This is a genomic window from Arthrobacter sp. Sr33 (assembly GCF_054511195.1).
The window spans coordinates 96941-113717 of record NZ_JBTNDD010000006.1; the positions used below are offsets into that span (position 1 = coordinate 96941).

A 16777-nucleotide genomic window follows, 5' to 3' on the forward strand; every position below is an offset into this window, starting at 1 on the left:
ACCACAAGGTCAGGAGCGTCGTCGTCGTACTCCCGCGACGACGACGCGGCCCAGCACGCCAGCGGCCAGGACCGCCACCATGGTGAGCACCGACGTCGTGGGCAGGGTGAGGGCCAGCAGCACGCAGCCGATAAAACCCACCACGTTCAGCCCCCGCGGCGAATGCCACGGCCGGTGGGTGAGGGTAAACGCCGACAGGTTGGCGATCGCGTAGTAGATCAACACCCCAAAGCTGGAGAATCCGACCACTGTCAGGACGTCAGTGGTCAGGAGCAGGCCGATGACGACGACGGCGGTTGCCAGATCGGCGGCGTAGGGAACACCGAAGCGCTGCCAGATCCCGGTCAGGGCCCGGGGCAGATCTCCTTCACGGGCCATGGCCAGCGTGGTCCTGCCCACCCCGGCGATGAGGGCCAGCAGGGCTCCGAGGCTGGCGAGTGCTGCCGCGATGGTGACAGCAGTTGCCGGGATTGCTGAGGTCGAGGCAGTGAACACCTCACGCAACGGTGCGGCGGAGGCGGCAAGCGCCGTCGGGCCCAGTGCTGCCAGCAGACCCCACGCAAGCAGCAGATACAGCCCCAGGGTGAAGCCAAGGGATCCGAAGATCGCTGCCGGGATGTTGCGTTGCGGCTCGCGCACTTCCTCGCCCATGGTGGCGACCCGGGCGTACCCGGCAAACGCGAAGAACAGCAGTCCTGCGGCCTGCAGCACTCCAAGCCAGCTGGTGGGCAGCTGGACAGCGTCTGACGGTGCGGGGGCGGCGAAGGCGGCGACCACCACGAAAGCGAGTACCGGGACCACCAGGGACACGATGATCCGGGTCATCAGGGCGGTACGACTGACACCCAACAGGTTCACGACGGTCAGGGCGACCACCGCCGCGACGGCTGCGGCGGTCTCAAAACCCGGGGCGGCGTACAACCCAAAAGTCAGCGCCATCGCTGCGCAGGAGGCGATCTTGCCGGTAACGAAACTCCAGCCGGCGATGAACCCGGGCCAGGGGCCGAGCTGGCGTCGGCCGTAGATATACGTGCCGCCGCTGTGCGGGTGCACTGCCGCCAGTTGCGCGGACGCCGCCGCGTTGCAGTAGGCCACGAAACCGGCGATGGCCACGGCGAGGGGCAGCCAGCTTCCCGCTGAGGCCGCAGCTGGCGCGAAGACCACAAACACGCCGGCGCCGATCATGGAGCCGATCCCCACGGTCGTGGCGTCAAAGCCGCCCAGCTGCCGTCGAAGGCCTGGCGGATTGGTCCCTGGTGGATGAGCCATTGCCATGTGTGATCCCTGCCGTGGCGGGTGGGTCCCGGTATCACCGGTAAACTCGGACGAGACGATCTTTTCATACGCGGGTAGCCCTTTTCTGCCCCGCACCTCCACCCGGAAGGAATGCTGTGCTGCGCACACATGACCTCGGTTCGCTACGGACTGAGCACATTGGACACACCGTCACCCTGGCAGGCTGGGTTGCCCGCCGCCGAGATCACGGCGGGGTCGCATTCCTTGACCTGCGCGACGCCTCGGGTTTCGCCCAGGTGGTGGTCCGGGAAGAGGAAGTGTTCCACGGACTGCGCAACGAATACGTCCTGCAGATCACGGGCACCGTCGAGAAGCGCCCCGAGGGTAACGAGAACCCGGCCCTGGCCACTGGCGGCATCGAAGTCATCGCCGAGACCGTGACCATCCTCAACACCTCCGACCCGCTGCCCTTCCAGATCGACGAGCACGTGGAGGTTGGCGAGGAAGCACGCCTGAAGCACCGCTACCTCGACCTCCGCCGGCCAGCGCCCAACGCCAACCTCCGGCTGCGTTCCGAGGCCAACCGGGTGGCACGCGAGCTGCTGCACCAGGATGGTTACGTCGAAATTGAGACACCCACCCTGACCAGGTCCACCCCTGAGGGTGCCCGCGACTTCGTGGTGCCAGCCCGTCTGTCGCCCGGCTCCTGGTACGCCCTGCCGCAGTCTCCGCAGCTGTTCAAGCAGCTCCTGCAGGTGGGCGGCTTTGAGAAGTACTACCAGATTGCCCGCTGTTACCGCGACGAGGACTTCCGCGCGGACCGTCAGCCGGAGTTCACCCAGCTCGACATCGAAGCCAGCTTCGTGGAGCAGGATGACGTCATTGCCCTAGGCGAGAGCCTGGTCAAGGCGCTCTGGCAGCTGATCGACGTCGAAATCCCCACGCCGATCCAGCGGATGACCTACGCCGATGCGATGGCCCGGTTCGGCTCAGACAAGCCCGATCTGCGCTTCGGCCTGGAACTGACCGAGCTCACCGAGTTCTTCAAGGACACCGATTTCGGCGTGTTCAAGGCGCCCTACGTCGGCGCCGTCGTCATGCCCGGCGGGGCGTCCCAGCCGCGCCGCCAGCTCGACGCCTGGCAGGAATGGGCCAAACAGCGCGGCGCCAAGGGCCTCGCCTATGTTCTGGTCGACGACGACGGCAGCCTCCGCGGGCCCGTCGCCAAGAACCTCACCGAGGCCGAGCGTGACGGCCTGCCCGCCGCGGTCGGCGCCAACCCCGGCGACTGCATTTTCTTCGCCGCCGGCGAGAAGACTCCCTCCCGCGCGCTGCTCGGCGCAGCACGCGTTGAAATCGGCCACCGCACCGGTCTCATCGACCCGTTGGCCTGGGCCTTCGTCTGGGTGGTTGACGCACCGATGTTCGAACCGGCGTCGGCGGCTGTCGCAGCCGGCGACGTGGCGGTCGGCGGGGGAGCCTGGACGGCGGTGCACCACGCGTTCACCTCACCGAAGCCTGAATACCTGGACACCTTCGACAAGGATCCAGAGACCGCACTGGCGTACGCCTACGACATTGTCTGCAACGGCAACGAAATCGGCGGCGGCTCGATCCGTATCCACCAGCGGGATGTGCAGGAACGTGTGTTCTCGGTGATGGGCATCAGCCAGGAGGACGCGCAGGAAAAGTTCGGTTTCCTCCTCGAAGGATTCAAGTTCGGTGCGCCCCCTCACGGCGGCATCGCGTTCGGCTGGGACCGCGTCGTCGCGCTGATGGCGGGCACCGAGTCGATCCGCGACGTCATCGCGTTCCCGAAGTCCGGCGGCGGCTTCGACCCGCTGACGGCTGCTCCCGCTCCGATCACCGCGCAGCAGCGTAAGGAAGCCGGAGTGGACTTCAAGCCGGAGAAAAAGAACTAGGGCGCAGCTCCTCCGCCCCCGCTTGGGTTGAATGGCGGGGGAGCTGGCGGGTTCTGCTGCTTTGTGACGGGAATGGACACACGCCCAATCCGGTTATGAAATACTGATACACACAAACGTGCTCCGGGGTCGGTGTAATTCCGAACCGGCGGTGATAGTCCGCGACCCGTCCGCTGCCAGTGCTACCGCGCTGGCGTGGCCGGTTGAACTGGTGAAATTCCGGTACCGACAGTTAAAGTCTGGATGGGAGAAGCGCGTACAGCTTTGGCTGTGCTGGTTTGGTGGTGCCTTCGTGCGCCGCCGACAGCACCGGCCGTTCCTGTCGTTACCCCGGAGCGCACCGCTCGAGACAAGGGGTCGACATGGATTTTCTGAGGTGGCTGTTCGACGCTCAGATCCCCGTCGCCGGAAGCTCGCTGCTGCTCCGCGAGGTGATCGGCAACGTCTTCGGGCTCCTCAGCGCGCTCGGCGGGATGCGCCGGAAACTCTGGGCCTGGCCCGTCGGTATCATCGGCAACGTCCTGCTCCTTACCGTCTTCCTAGGTTCCTTTTTCGGCGGAGCCGACGCCGCCAACCTCCTCGGCCAGGCTGGCCGCCAGATCATGTTCATCGCCGTCGCCGTCTACGGCTGGCGCCAGTGGAGTGCCAGCAGCCAGGCCGACGGCCACGCCGTCACTCCACGCTGGGCGCCCCGCCGCGCGCGGATCGGCCTGGTGGTCGCCATGATCGTCGGCACGGTAGCGCTGACACCCCTCTTCCGGATGCTCGGCTCCTACGAACCTGTGTGGGCGGACGCCTGGACGTTTGTCGGCTCGCTGCTGGCAACCGTCGGCATGGCCAAGGGCTGGGTCGAGTTCTGGCTCATCTGGGTGGCGGTCGACGTCGTCGGGGTGCCACTGCTCTTCAGCGCCGGCTACTACGCGTCAGCCTTCATGTACCTGTTCTATGGGGTGTTCACCCTGATCGGGTTCTTCGTCTGGATGCGCGCCCGTGAGCGCAGCAAGCCCCGCATCGATGTCCTGCTCCCCGATCCGACGGTCCGGTAAACGCCGTGGACACGACCTCCCTGACCCCTGTCTTCTCCGCCGCTGAATGCGACGCGATGCGATCCGCCATCGGACTGGCCGGGTGCGGTGTGCGTGGCGCCAACCCACTGGTGGGAGCAGTGGTACTCGACGAGCGCGGCACGGTGATCGGCTCCGGCTACCACCGGGGGGCGGGCACTCCGCACGCCGAAGTCGATGCCCTCACCAACGCCCTGACGCAGCGGGCGGACCTGACCGGGTGCACGCTGATCTGCACCCTTGAACCCTGCAACCATGCCGGACGTACGGGCCCCTGCACCGAAGCCATCGCGACGGCAGGGATCACCCGCGTGGTCTACGCCGCCGACGACGTCCACGGCCCTGCCGCTGGTGGCGCTGGCTGGCTCACCGCCCACGGCGTCGAGGCGGTTGGCGGGTTGCTGGCCGATGAGTCGCACCAGCTGAACCACCGGTGGCGGGAAGCCACCAGCTCCCGCCGCCCCTTCATCACCCTCAAAATCGCCCAGACCCTCGACGGTAAGGTTGCCGCGGTAGACGGCACCAGCCAGTGGATCACCGGCACCGAGTCCCGCAGCGACGGCCACTCCATCAGGCAGCGCGCCGATGCGGTCCTGGTGGGCACTGGTACCGTACTGGCCGACAATCCTCGACTCTCTGCCCGCAACCCCGACGGGACCGACGCGGAAAGGCAGCCCCTCCGGGTCGCCATGGGACGTCGCCCCATCCCTGCGGGTGCGGCAATCCGCAGGGGGCGCTTCGTCCACCTCACCACCCGCGACCCGGGGGAGGCAGCGCGTCAGCTGTACGACGACGGCGTTGGCCACCTGATGATCGAGGGCGGACCCACCATAGCCACCGCGTTTCTGACCGCTGGCCTGGTCGATGAACTCATCGTCTACCAGGCGCCGATGTTCCTGGGTGCCGGCACGCCAGCGGTCCAGGCCCTGGGGATCTCTTCACTGGGGGACGCCAGCAGCTGGATGCTCGACCCGCATGGGGGCGCGGCGATCACCCAGTGCGGAAACGACGTCCGCTTCCACCTCAGCCCGGCACCCGCCGACCCAGCAGCTTCTCATCAGACCAGCAGCAAAGGACCCAGTACATGTTCACAGGAATAGTCGCCGAAAAGGGCAGCGTTGTCTCACTTGACGTCTCGGCGGACCAGACCAGCGCCATCCTGGTCTTCGACGCGCCAACCACCGGCGAGGACCTGGGCCTGGGCGGTTCAATCGCCGTCAACGGGGTTTGCCTGACCGCAACCAGTGTTGAGGGCGGCCGGATCGCCGTCGATGTGATGGGGGAGACCCTGCTGCGAACCACCACCGGGTCGCTGGCCGCCGGCAGCACCGTGAACCTTGAGCGTTGCGTCCCCGCGAGTGGGAGGCTGGATGGCCATGTGGTGCAGGGCCACGTCGATGGGATCGGTACCCTGCTTGAGCGAGAAAACCAGGGCGCCTGGCACCGTCTGCGCTTCGGGCTACCAACCCGACTGGCCCGCTACGCGGCCGAAAAGGGGTCTATCACCGTCGACGGCGTCTCACTTACGGTCAGCGCCGTGTCCGCCGTGTCCGCTCCCGACCCCTGGTTTGAGGTCGGGCTGATTCCCACCACCCTGCAGGAAACCAGTCTGGGACTGAAACAGGTCGGGGATTCAGTGAACCTGGAAATGGATGTGATGGCCAAATACGCTGAGCGGCTCATGAGCTTCATGGTGCCCGCCTGGCAGACGCCGAACACCCAGACCATCCCGATCCAGAAACCGGCAATTCTGAAACCGTCGGTCCCTCCGGCGGTCGCGGGGCCGCAGCCATGATCGCCCACCACACGGCGCTCCAGGGCCAAGCCGTCCGCCTGGACTCGGTACCAGCGGCGGTGGCGGCGATGGCAGCCGGTCGGGCCGTCGTCGTCGTCGACGATGAGCGGCGCGAAAACGAAGGCGACATCATCTTCGCCGCCCAGTTCGCCACCCCCGCGCTGGTGGGCTGGACCGTCAGGTACACCTCGGGCGTGCTGTGCGTTCCGATTTCCGGCGCCGCCGCGGACCGGCTGCTGCTGCCGCCCATGACAGCCGTCAACGAGGACGCCAAGGGCACCGCCTACACCGTGTCCTGTGACGCGGCGGTGGGCATTTCCACCGGGATCAGCGCCGCCGACCGGGCGGTCACCGCACGCCTCCTCGCCGATCCGACGACGACGGCGGCCGACCTCACCCGGCCCGGCCACATGTTCCCGTTGCGCGGTGCCCCGGGCGGCGTCGGTGAACGTCCAGGCCACACCGAGGCGGGGCTGGAGTTGTGCGCCCTCGCCGGCCTGGAACCCGCGGCGGTCATCGCTGAGGTGGTCCACGACGAGGGTCACATGATGCGGCTACCCGCCCTCAGGGACTTCGCCGACAGCCACGGTGTGCCCCTGATCTCCATCAAAGACCTGCTGAACCACCTCAGTGACCCCACCAGAGACGAGAAGGGCCTCCGATGAACACCACCAGCGTCACCGGCGGGCCGGAGGTTGCCCTTCCCACGGCCTTCGGTCAGTTCACCACCCAGGCCTGGACCGACGGGGTGACCGGGGTTGAACACCTGAGCCTGTCCTCCGCCGGGGCCAACCCACCCGGGGCAAGCAGCGACTCCGCCCCCGAAGGGGAGGCACCCCTGGTGCGGATGCACTCGGAGTGCCTGACCGGGGACGTCTTCTCCTCGTATCGCTGCGATTGCGGCGAACAGCTTGAGCAGGCCCTCCAACTGATCGCCGAGCAGGGCGGCACGGTGCTGTATCTGCGCGGCCAGGAGGGCAGGGGAATTGGCCTGGCCAACAAAATGCGCGCCTACGCCCTGCAGGACACCGGGGCGGACACTGTCGAAGCCAACGAACAGCTCGGGCTGCCGGTCGACTCGCGGGACTACCAGGCCGCCGCGGCAATCCTGGGCCAGCTTGGTCTGCGCTCCATCCGGCTGCTCAGCAACAACCCCGAAAAGCGGGACAAACTCGTCCTGCACGGCATCGACGTCACCGCGATGGTTCCCTCGGAGGTGCCCGCGCGCGCCGAGAACCAGCGGTACCTGCAGACCAAACGGGACCGGCTGAACCACCAGCTGACCCTGCTGGAAGACCACGGGATCCAGCAGAGCTGACCGACCCCGATCACCAGACCCACCAGCCCCACCAGCCTCAACCCACCGAAAAGAGACCCTCATGAGCGGCCACGGCGCACCAACCATCGACCTCAGCCACCTGTCCGGACAGGGGCAGCTTCGCCTCGTCGTCGTCGCCGCCAGCTGGCACACGGAGATTATGGACGGATTGCTTGCCGGCGCGCTCCGGGCCGCCACGGATGCCGGAATCCAGCCCACCGTGGTCCGCGTCCCGGGCAGCTTCGAGTTGCCCGTTGCCGCCGCCCGGTTGGCACCGCACTTTGACGCGGTGGTGGCGCTGGGCGTCGTCATCCGCGGCGGCACCCCGCACTTCGACTATGTCTGCCAGGCCGCCACCTCAGGTCTCACCGATGTCAGCGTCCGGACCGGAAAGCCCGTTGGGTTCGGCGTCCTGACCTGCGACACCGAGGAGCAGGGGCTGGACCGGGCGGGGCTGCCCGGGTCCAGCGAGGACAAGGGCTACGAATCGGTCGCTGCCGCGCTGACCACCGCAGCAGTGCTCGATCCCTGGCAGGGGTAGAGCTTTGTCACACGGACCTTGCCGAATGAGGCTCAACGCCGCCAACCCAGTAACGTTGGCGTTGTGAAAAGCTTCGAAACACTCTTTGCTGAACTTAGCGCCAAGGCCGTAGCACGTCCGGACGGGTCGCGCACCATCGCCGAACTCGATTCCGGTGTTCATGGCATCGGCAAGAAGGTGGTTGAGGAAGCCGCCGAGGTGTGGATGGCCGCCGAATACGAGTCGGATGAGGCAGCCGCCGAGGAAATCTCCCAGCTGCTCTACCACCTACAGGTCCTGATGATCGCCAAGGGTCTGACCCTGGACGACGTGTACAAGCATCTATAGCCACCGTCCCACCACAGCTGTGAGTGCCCAGCTGTGAGTAACCAGCAGAACCTCCTCGAAAACTTCAGCGAAAGAACCCCTATGCTTCGTGTAGCAGTCCCCAACAAGGGCGCCCTGTCCGAATCCGCTTCCGCCATGCTCGCGGAGGCTGGTTACCGCCAGCGCCGCGACACCCGTGAACTGGTCCTTGAAGACCCGGACAACGGCGTCGAATTTTTCTTCCTCCGTCCCCGCGACATCGCGGTTTACGTGGGTTCCGGGACGCTCGACGTCGGGATCACCGGCCGCGATCTGTTCCTTGATGCCGACGTCGACGCCGAAGAGCGTCTGACGCTCGGCTTCGGTGCCTCGACCTTCCGGTTCGCCGGCCCGGTGGGCGACTTCACCGACGTCGGGCAGCTCGACGGCAAGCGGCTCGCCACCAGCTATGACGGACTGCTGCGCCGTTATCTCGCCGACCATGGCGTCAACGCCACGGTGGTACGGCTCGACGGCGCCGTCGAATCCTCGGTGCGCCTCGGTGTCGCCGACGCCATCGCCGACGTCGTCGAAACCGGCAACACGCTCAAGGCCGCTGGGATGGAAATCTTCGGCGACCCGATCCTGCGTAGCGAAGCCGTACTGATTGGGCGCAGCGGGGACACCCCGGCTGGGCTGGACGTGCTGATCCGGCGGCTGCAGGGTGTCCTGGTGGCACGGCAGTACGTGCTGATGGATTACGACATCCGCAAGGACCTGGTCGACGCAGCGGCAGCCCTCACACCCGGCCTTGAGTCGCCGACCGTGTCGCCGCTTCGCGACTCGGACTGGGTAGCCGTCCGGTCAATGGTGCTGCGCAACCAGACCAACCGCATCATGGACGAGCTGTACGAGCTCGGCGCCCGCGCCATCCTCGTTAGCACCATCCACGCCTGCAGGGTCTAGGGAGGCAGCCATGGGTGTAGCCATTCGCGTCATTCCGTGCCTCGACGTCGACGCCGGTCGCGTTGTCAAGGGCATCAACTTCGCCGATCTGCGTGACGCCGGTGACCCGGTGGAGCTCGCTCACCGGTACGACCGCGCCGGCGCCGACGAACTGACCTTCCTGGACGTTACCGCGTCCTCGGGCAACCGGGACACCACGTTCGACGTCGTCGCCCGCACCGCGGAGGAAGTCTTCATCCCGCTGACAGTCGGCGGGGGAGTCCGCGGGATTGCGGACGTCGACAAGCTGCTGCGGTTCGGGGCCGACAAGGCATCGATCAACACGGCAGCTGTCAGCCGGCCGGACGTTATCGACGAAATCTCCAGCCACTTCGGGTCGCAGGTTCTGGTGCTCTCGCTCGACGCGCGGCGCGTGCCTGGTGGCGGGACGCCGTCGGGCTTCGAAGTGACCACGCATGGGGGCCGTCAGGGCACCGGGATCGACGCCGTGCAGTGGGCCAGGGAAGCAGCCGACCGTGGGGTGGGCGAGATTCTGCTCAACTCGATCGACGCCGACGGCACCAAAGCCGGGTTCGACCTGGAGATGATCCGCGCGGTGCGTGCCGCCGTCAAGGTTCCGCTGATCGCCTCCGGTGGGGCCGGCTTGCCTGAGCACTTCCCGCCAGCAGTGCAGGCCGGGGCCGATGCGGTGCTCGCGGCGTCGGTGTTCCACTTCGGGCCCCTGGACGCCATTGCCCAGGTGAAGAAAGCCATCAGCGACGCGGGCTTCCCGGTCCGCTAGAGGGAGGGTTTCGCCAGAGGGAGGGTTCAGAGCCCTACTTCGGCGCTATCGAGCAGCGCGACGGCGTCGGGCTGTCCCTCGAACGTCACGAGGGCGTGGCGGGTGCGACCATGGGCGTGCATGAGCAGCTCCCCGGGATCGCCCTTGATGGCGACCGATACCGGTGCGCGCTTGGCCACATGGCGTAAACCATCGGACCGAACCAGCACGATACCCAGATCCACGCCCCGGTACAGGATGGCAGCACGTTTGATGAGTTCGTCCCAGAGGGCGTCTGAGTAATCCTCATCGAGGGCACGGGGCGCCCACCGGCTCCGCGCGCGGCGGACATCCTCGGTATGCACAAAGTATTCGATCAGGTTGGCGCTGGCATCAAGCGACTTTGAGCGCTTCATGGGCGAGTAAAAAGGGTGCCCGGCACGGAAATCCGCGACCAGCTTCTGATACCCGGCAGCCGACTCGGCTTTGGCGGACATCTTTCGCACTGATTTCTCGGATACGGCGGCCAGGGGCTTGATGACCATGGCAAGGCCGACAGCAGGTCGGTGTTCCCGCAGATATAAGTGGGCTGCCAACTCTTTGGTCTGCCAGCCAGCACACAACGTGGGCGAATGGGGCCCTGCTGCGAGAAGCGTTTCGGCCAAAACTTCGCGGGAAGGTTCTACATATTGCATCACTGCTGAAACTAGCACGATCCGCTGCTTTTTGGCACGAAGCACCGCCGGATTAGACGTTCCAATGGGCATCCAGCCACCGTCTCCTGGCCGCCAACCGGCGCGATAGAATTGACGACGATGCCAACACACACCAACACCACGCCAACGCCTGATTCTTCCAAGGGGAAGACCCTCGATCCGGGGATCGCCGCGGCCCTCAAGCGCGACCCCGCCGGGCTGGTCGCCGCAGTGATCCAACAGTATGATTCGGGCGAAGTGCTGATGCTCGGCTGGATGGACAACGAAGCGGTCCATCGCACCCTCACCACGGGGCGGGTCACCTTCTTTTCCCGGTCCCGCAACACCTACTGGCGCAAGGGCGACACCTCCGGGCACATCCAGTGGGTCCAGTCCGCGGCCATAGACTGCGACGGCGACGCCCTCCTCATCAGGGTCGACCAGGTCGGCGCCGCCTGCCACACCGGCACCCGGACCTGTTTCGATGGCCGGGACCTCGACGTCGTCGTCGGCTCGGGCAGTTCCCCCCAAAACTTTCCCACCGCCAGCTGAAAGAGCACACACATTCATGCAGGAACTTGGAGTCATCAGCCCCAGCCTTGCCGAGTTCCGCGAGCTCGCCAAAGAGCGTCGGGTAGTACCCGTGCATCTGAAGGTGCTGGCGGACGCCCACACCCCGATTGCCATCTACCGCAAGCTTGCCAACGGCGAGCCCGGGACGTTCCTGATGGAATCGGCAGCTGTTGGGGGCGTGTGGTCGAGGTACTCCTTCATCGGCGCCCACTCCCGGGCGACGCTGACCAGTCTTGACGGGGAGGCACACTGGCTGGGGGAGCCGCCCGCGGGTGTTCCCACCTCAGGTAGCCCGGTTGAAGCCCTCCGCCAGACCATCGAGGCATTGCGTACCCGGCGGTTCGACAACCTGCCGCCGTTCACCTCGGGGCTGGTGGGGTTTATCGGCTGGGAATCGGTCCGGCACTGGGAGCGGCTGACCAGCCCTCCCGAGGACGACCTTTTCCTCCCCGAGCTAGCCATGTGCCTGGTGACCGACATGGCGGTGCACGACAACTCGGAGGGCGCCCTCACCCTGGTAGCCAATGCAATCAACTTCGACGGAACCAGCGACCGGGTGGACGAGGCATGGCACGACGCCGTCCGGCGGATCCGTGCAATGCTCACCAAGCTGGGTGAAGCTGCCGAACAGCCGGTTTCGGTATTGCAGGACGGGTCGGTGGACACCGCCGAGCTGTTGTCCCGGGTCGACGAGCGATGGGACAAGCCCAAGTATCTCGCCGCAATCGAGCGGGGCAAGCGGGCCATTGTCGACGGCGACGTCTTCCAGGTGGTCATTTCACGCCGCTTCGAACTTGACTGCCAGGCATCACCCCTCGATGTCTACCGGGTGCTGCGCAACACCAATCCCAGCCCCTACATGTATCTGTTCAGCCTGGCTGACGCCGATGGCAGGGAATACTCGATTGTCGGATCCTCCCCGGAGGCACTGGTCACAGTCACCGGCAACGATGTCATCACCCACCCCATCGCGGGATCCCGTCCGCGCGGCCAGACCCTCGAGGAGGACCGCGCCCTGGCCGATGAACTCTTGGCGGACGAAAAGGAACGCGCCGAACACCTGATGCTGGTGGACTTGGCACGCAACGACATCTCCAAGGTCTGTGTCCCCGGGTCAGTGGACGTCACCCAGTTCATGGAGGTGGAACGGTTCAGTCACATCATGCACCTGGTGTCGACCGTCGTCGGATCACTGGCACCCAGCAAAACCGCCTACGACGTCCTCGCCGCCACCTTCCCCGCCGGAACGCTCTCGGGTGCGCCCAAACCCCGGGCGCTGCGTCTGATCGACGAGGTTGAGCCCCACCGCCGGGGCATCTACGGAGGGGTGGTGGGCTACCTCGACTTCGCTGGCGACATGGACCTGGCGATCGCCATCCGGTCCGCACTGCTCCGTGAGGGCCGCGCCTATGTGCAAGCCGGCGGCGGAATCGTTGCCGACTCGGTTCTCGAGGACGAGGCGCAGGAGACGGTCAACAAGGCGGCAGCCCCGCTGCGGGCCGCCCTGATCGCCTCAAGCCTCAGGACTGTCTCCGCAACTGACCTTCAGGAGGTGCCCCCCGCATGAGCACCAGTTCAGGAACACCCCACACCACCGGCCCGAACCATGGCAGCACGCCGGCAGCCCCGCGGGGCTGGCAGCGCAAGGGCACCGTAATTCTTGCCACGGTGCTCTTTTCGCTTATCGCCTTCGCCAGCACCACCCAGACCTGGCTGACGGTGATCCTGCCGCAGGACGCCGTCCAGACCCCTGACCTGCAGATCCCCGGCAGCGACGCGGCCACCGCAGTCACCGCATTCGCGCTTGTCGCCCTGGCCGCAGCGCTGGCCGTTTCCATCGCCGGCCGCGTCGCCCGGATTCTGGTGGTGGCGATCCTGTTTATCGCCGGTGTCGGCATTGTCTGGAACAGCCTGCTCGTGGTGGCGGATCCCACCGGTGCGGCGGCCCCCGCCATTGGGGAAGCAATCGGCGTCAGCACCGACAGCGACGCCGGACTCGTGCTGACCCTTTTCCCGTGGTTGGCGGCATTCGCCGGGCTGGGCCTGATCGGCGCCGCCGTCTGGATGCTCCTCGCCGGCCGCAGCTGGAACCGCTCCATGCGGTACGAGAAAGTAGCCGACGCTGATTCGCCAGCCCGGAAGACGACCGCCCACTCGGACGAGATCGACAGCTGGGACCAGCTGACCAAGGGAAAAGATCCCACCAGCTAAACGGGTGAGGGCAGACCGCGGTCGCCCTGAACTAATGGCAGAATGGACAGTAGACCAGTTTCAAGGAGAGTCACCATGGCCAAAGACGCCACAGCTAACGCATCCACCCGGACCGCTTCGACAGAGCACCCGGAGAACTCCAAGCAGAGCCACGCCTCGATGCATGACGAGACCATCGGGCATGGCAATAGCCCCGCCGCATGGACCTGCGTCCTGATCATGTTGGCAGGCGCCGCCGTCTCGTCGTTCGCCTATGTTTTCGCCAGCACTGAAGGAAACTTCGACGCCGGCACGGTCCTGTTTTGGATTGGCATTGCAGTCATGGTGATCGGTCTCGCTGCCGGTTTCGTCATGAAGCGTGCAGGCTACGGCGTCGGCGGTTCGAAGCTGAAGGGCAAAGACGACTAGGTGAGCGTTCTCGACGACATCATTGCGGGCGTCCGTGAGGACCTCGCGCCGCGGGTTGCGGCGCGTCCGCTAGAGCACCTGCGCGACGACGCCGCGGCCGCCCCGGCACCCCGGGACGCCTACGCGGCCCTGAGCGGTGACGGCTCGGGGATCACCCTGATCGCGGAGGTGAAACGGCGCAGCCCCTCGAAGGGTGCGCTGGCGGACATTGCGGACCCGGCAGGACTGGCGGTCCGCTACGAAACCGGCGGGGCCGCCGTCGTCAGCGTCCTCACCGAACAACGCCGTTTTGGGGGGTCCCTCGCGGATCTCGACTCGGTGCGCGCCGCCGTCGACCTCCCCCTGTTGCGCAAGGACTTCACCGTTGACGAGTACCAAATCTGGGAGGCTCGTGCCCACGGAGCCGACCTGATCCTGCTGATCGTCGCGGCCCTCACTGACGAGGAACTTGCACGCTTCCTCGCGCTCACCCACGAGCTGGGGATGAACGCGCTGGTCGAAACCCATACGGACGTCGAGGTTGAACGGGCCGTTGCGGTGGGGGCCAAGATCATCGGGATCAACGTGCGCAACCTCAAGACGCTTGACATTGACCGGTCAGTCTTCGGGCCACTGGCCGGAGGAATCCCGGCGGGCACACTGATCGTCGCCGAGTCTGGCGTGCGGGACGTGGCCGACGTCGACCGGTTCGCCTCGGATGGGGCAGACGCCATCTTGGTTGGCGAGGCGCTGGTTCGCCACGACAACCCCGAAGACACCATCGCCGCGTTCCTCGACGCCGGCCGCAGCGCCCGACTGGCCGACCAGGACCAGCCGACCGCCTAACCACCGGTACGCAGCACACCACCACAACAGGACAGGCAAGCTCATGACCGATTCGCCACAGGCAGCCAACGCATCCACCGGGGTCACCACCGATACCGCCGACGCGTTCCTCGATCCGACGGCAAGCCTCCGCCACGCCCCAGGACCGTACTTCGGTGAGTACGGCGGCCGATGGATGCCCGAGTCCCTGATCGCTGCCCTGGATGAGCTGACCGACACCTTTGACAAGGCGAAGGCCGATCCCGAGTTCACCGCCCAGGTGGCCGAACTGAATCGCACCTATGCCGGCCGGCCGTCGCTGCTCACCGAGGCCAAGCGCTTCGCCGAGTATGCCGGGGGAGTCCGGATCTTCCTCAAGCGTGAAGACCTCAACCACACCGGATCCCACAAGATCAACAACGTGCTGGGTCAGGCTCTCCTCGCCAAGCGGATGGGTAAAACCCGGGTCATCGCCGAAACAGGTGCCGGTCAGCACGGCGTGGCCAGCGCCACCGCGGCGGCTTTGATGGGTCTCGAGTGCGTCGTCTACATGGGTGCCGAAGACTGCCGCCGTCAGGCGCTGAACGTTGCCCGGATGGAGCTGCTTGGCGCCACGGTGATCCCTGTGACCAGCGGGTCCCAGACGCTCAAGGACGCTATTAACGAGGCGTTGCGCGACTGGGTGGCCAACGTCGACACCACCCATTACCTCCTCGGCACCGCTGCCGGAGCGCACCCGTTCCCATCAATGGTGAGGTTCTTCCACGAAGTCATCGGTGAAGAAGCCCGAGAGCAGATGCTGGCGGAAACCGGCAAGCTGCCCGACGCCGTCTGCGCCTGCATCGGGGGCGGGTCCAACGCCATCGGCATGTTCCACGGGTTCCTGGACGACCCAGGGGTGGCCCTGTACGGCTTCGAGGCCGGCGGTGAGGGCGTCGAAACCGGCCGGCACGCCGCGACCATCACCCTCGGACGCCCGGGAGTGCTGCACGGCGCCCGCTCCTACCTGATGCAGGACGACGACGGCCAGACCATCGAGTCCCACTCCATCTCAGCCGGACTCGATTACCCTGGGGTGGGCCCCGAGCACGCGTACCTCGCCGACATTGGCCGGGTCAGCTACGAACCGATCACCGACGCCGAGGCCATGGACGCTTTCCGCGTGCTGTGCCGCAGCGAAGGAATCATCCCAGCCATCGAGACGGCCCACGCTCTGGCGGGTGCCATCAAGGTGGGCCAGCGGCTTGCCGCGGAGGGCGGGGATCCGTCCGAGAAGATTGTGCTGATCAACCTTTCAGGCCGGGGTGACAAGGACGTGGCTACCGCTGCCGAATACTTCGACCTGCTACCAGATGACAGCGCCGAAGCCGAAATCGGGAAAGACGGAGAACAGTTGTGACCACCCAGACCACGAGCAAAGCCGCCGCAGCGATCGACCGGGCACGCGACGCCGGACGCGCGGCCCTGATCGGCTACCTGCCTGCGGGCTTCCCCGACGTCCAGACCACCATTGATGCGGCGCTGGCAATGGCCAACAACGGCGTGGACCTGATCGAGATCGGCATCCCCTACTCCGACCCCGTCATGGACGGCCAGGTCATCCAGGACGCGACAGTGCAGGCCCTCAAGAACGGGTTCACCGTCGAGCGGATCTTCGACATTGTCGAGGGCATCACCTCCCAGACTGACGCGGCCGTGCTGGTCATGACCTACTGGAACCCAGTGATGCAGCTGGGTGTCCGCGAATTTGCCCGGCGCCTGCACGAAGCCGGTGGGGCGGGACTGATCACCCCCGACCTCATCCCTGATGAGGCCGGAGCGTGGATTGCAGCCTCCGACGAGTTCGGCCTGGACCGGATCTTCCTCGTGGCACCCTCAACCAGTCCCGAACGCATGGAGCGCACGGTCAAGGCGAGCCGCGGGTTCGTCTACGCCGTGTCGATCATGGGCATCACCGGCGCACGGACCGCAGTCAGCTCGGCGGCGCGCGCCGTCGTCGACGCCGCCCACGGCGCGGGTGCCGAACGCGCCTGCGTGGGCCTGGGAGTATCAACGGCCGCACAGGTCAAGGAAATCGCCGCCTATGCGGACGGGGTGATCGTGGGCACCGCCCTCGTTGCTGCCCTGCGCGACGGTGGCGTCGAGGCACTCTCGGAATTGACCAAGGATCTCAGTAGCGGAACGGGAAAGAGCTAACCC

At 66.3% G+C, this 16777-nt stretch carries 19 protein-coding genes and 1 riboswitch; of the genes, 17 read left to right on the forward strand and 2 right to left on the reverse strand.

The genetic code is table 11. The annotated features are described in order from the left end of the window. Positions 1-9: 9 nt before the first annotated feature. The gene (locus tag ACX80T_RS09805; protein ID WP_459304279.1) at positions 10-1275 is read right to left on the reverse strand and encodes an APC family permease; all 1266 of its coding nucleotides are present in this window, start codon (positions 1273-1275) and stop codon (positions 10-12) included. A gap of 116 nt (positions 1276-1391) precedes the next feature. On the opposite strand from ACX80T_RS09805, the gene aspS reads away from it, so the two are divergent. From aspS to hisF, 10 genes are all read left to right on the forward strand, one after another. Beyond that, positions 1392-3158 (forward strand): aspartate--tRNA ligase, encoded by a 1767-nt coding sequence (aspS, locus tag ACX80T_RS09810; RefSeq protein WP_116778087.1) that lies wholly within the window; start codon positions 1392-1394, stop codon positions 3156-3158. A gap of 114 nt (positions 3159-3272) precedes the next feature. Further along, a riboswitch (FMN riboswitch) is annotated at positions 3273-3418 on the forward strand. Positions 3419-3520: 102 nt separating this feature from the next. Beyond that, complete coding sequence (pnuC, locus tag ACX80T_RS09815) at positions 3521-4204, forward strand: nicotinamide riboside transporter PnuC (RefSeq protein WP_024475689.1); 684 nt, start codon at positions 3521-3523, stop codon at positions 4202-4204. A 5-nt stretch (positions 4205-4209) separates the two neighbouring features. Further along, positions 4210-5322, forward strand: coding sequence for a bifunctional diaminohydroxyphosphoribosylaminopyrimidine deaminase/5-amino-6-(5-phosphoribosylamino)uracil reductase RibD (ribD, locus tag ACX80T_RS09820; RefSeq protein ID WP_116778086.1), 1113 nt, complete (start codon positions 4210-4212; stop codon positions 5320-5322). Then, positions 5307-6017 carry a riboflavin synthase gene (locus ACX80T_RS09825; RefSeq protein WP_019482425.1) on the forward strand — a complete coding sequence of 237 codons (711 nt, stop codon included), beginning with the start codon at positions 5307-5309 and terminating at the stop codon, positions 6015-6017. The genes ribD and ACX80T_RS09825 overlap by 16 nt, the downstream gene beginning before the upstream one ends. Beyond that, positions 6014-6682 (forward strand): 3,4-dihydroxy-2-butanone-4-phosphate synthase, encoded by a 669-nt coding sequence (gene ribB, locus ACX80T_RS09830; protein WP_116778085.1) that lies wholly within the window; start codon positions 6014-6016, stop codon positions 6680-6682. Before ACX80T_RS09825 ends, ribB begins: the two co-directional genes overlap by 4 nt. After that, complete coding sequence (locus tag ACX80T_RS09835; protein ID WP_116778084.1) at positions 6679-7335, forward strand: GTP cyclohydrolase II; 657 nt, start codon at positions 6679-6681, stop codon at positions 7333-7335. The genes ribB and ACX80T_RS09835 overlap by 4 nt, the downstream gene beginning before the upstream one ends. A 61-nt stretch (positions 7336-7396) precedes the next feature. Beyond that, entirely contained in the window at positions 7397-7876 is a 480-nt protein-coding gene (gene ribH / locus ACX80T_RS09840; protein ID WP_019482422.1) for a 6,7-dimethyl-8-ribityllumazine synthase, read from the forward strand. Between the two features lie 63 nt (positions 7877-7939). Further along, positions 7940-8203: a phosphoribosyl-ATP diphosphatase gene (locus ACX80T_RS09845; RefSeq protein ID WP_019482421.1), complete on the forward strand. Its 264-nt coding sequence runs from the start codon at positions 7940-7942 to the stop codon at positions 8201-8203. An 81-nt stretch (positions 8204-8284) separates the two neighbouring features. Further along, entirely contained in the window at positions 8285-9127 is an 843-nt protein-coding gene (gene hisG / locus ACX80T_RS09850; protein ID WP_019482420.1) for an ATP phosphoribosyltransferase, read from the forward strand. A gap of 10 nt (positions 9128-9137) precedes the next feature. After that, positions 9138-9908 (forward strand): imidazole glycerol phosphate synthase subunit HisF, encoded by a 771-nt coding sequence (hisF, locus tag ACX80T_RS09855; RefSeq protein ID WP_019482419.1) that lies wholly within the window; start codon positions 9138-9140, stop codon positions 9906-9908. A gap of 26 nt (positions 9909-9934) precedes the next feature. Here the strand turns inward: hisF and ACX80T_RS09860 are convergent, their stop codons facing one another. Continuing rightward, entirely contained in the window at positions 9935-10582 is a 648-nt protein-coding gene (locus ACX80T_RS09860; RefSeq protein ID WP_116778142.1) for a TIGR03085 family metal-binding protein, read from the reverse strand. Between the two features lie 120 nt (positions 10583-10702). Between ACX80T_RS09860 and hisI the strand changes: the two genes are divergently transcribed. The 7 genes from hisI to trpA all read left to right on the forward strand — a co-directional run bounded on the left by hisI (position 10703) and on the right by trpA (position 16774). Continuing rightward, the gene (gene hisI / locus ACX80T_RS09865) at positions 10703-11134 is read left to right on the forward strand and encodes a phosphoribosyl-AMP cyclohydrolase (protein ID WP_459304280.1); all 432 of its coding nucleotides are present in this window, start codon (positions 10703-10705) and stop codon (positions 11132-11134) included. Positions 11135-11150: 16 nt separating this feature from the next. Next, on the forward strand, positions 11151-12722 hold the full coding sequence (locus tag ACX80T_RS09870) for an anthranilate synthase component I (protein WP_024475696.1): 1572 nt from the start codon (positions 11151-11153) through the stop codon (positions 12720-12722). Next, positions 12719-13366 (forward strand): Trp biosynthesis-associated membrane protein, encoded by a 648-nt coding sequence (locus tag ACX80T_RS09875; RefSeq protein ID WP_116778081.1) that lies wholly within the window; start codon positions 12719-12721, stop codon positions 13364-13366. The genes ACX80T_RS09870 and ACX80T_RS09875 overlap by 4 nt, the downstream gene beginning before the upstream one ends. Positions 13367-13525: 159 nt before the next feature. Then, on the forward strand, positions 13526-13774 hold the full coding sequence (locus ACX80T_RS09880) for an HGxxPAAW family protein (protein ID WP_443110854.1): 249 nt from the start codon (positions 13526-13528) through the stop codon (positions 13772-13774). Beyond that, positions 13775-14599, forward strand: a complete 825-nt coding sequence (gene trpC, locus ACX80T_RS09885; protein ID WP_024475697.1) for an indole-3-glycerol phosphate synthase TrpC — start codon at positions 13775-13777, stop codon at positions 14597-14599. It begins immediately after the preceding gene. A 43-nt stretch (positions 14600-14642) separates the two neighbouring features. Beyond that, positions 14643-15977: a tryptophan synthase subunit beta gene (gene trpB, locus ACX80T_RS09890; RefSeq protein ID WP_019482413.1), complete on the forward strand. Its 1335-nt coding sequence runs from the start codon at positions 14643-14645 to the stop codon at positions 15975-15977. Beyond that, complete coding sequence (gene trpA, locus ACX80T_RS09895; RefSeq protein ID WP_019482412.1) at positions 15974-16774, forward strand: tryptophan synthase subunit alpha; 801 nt, start codon at positions 15974-15976, stop codon at positions 16772-16774. The genes trpB and trpA overlap by 4 nt, the downstream gene beginning before the upstream one ends. The last annotated feature ends 3 nt before the right edge of the window (positions 16775-16777 follow it).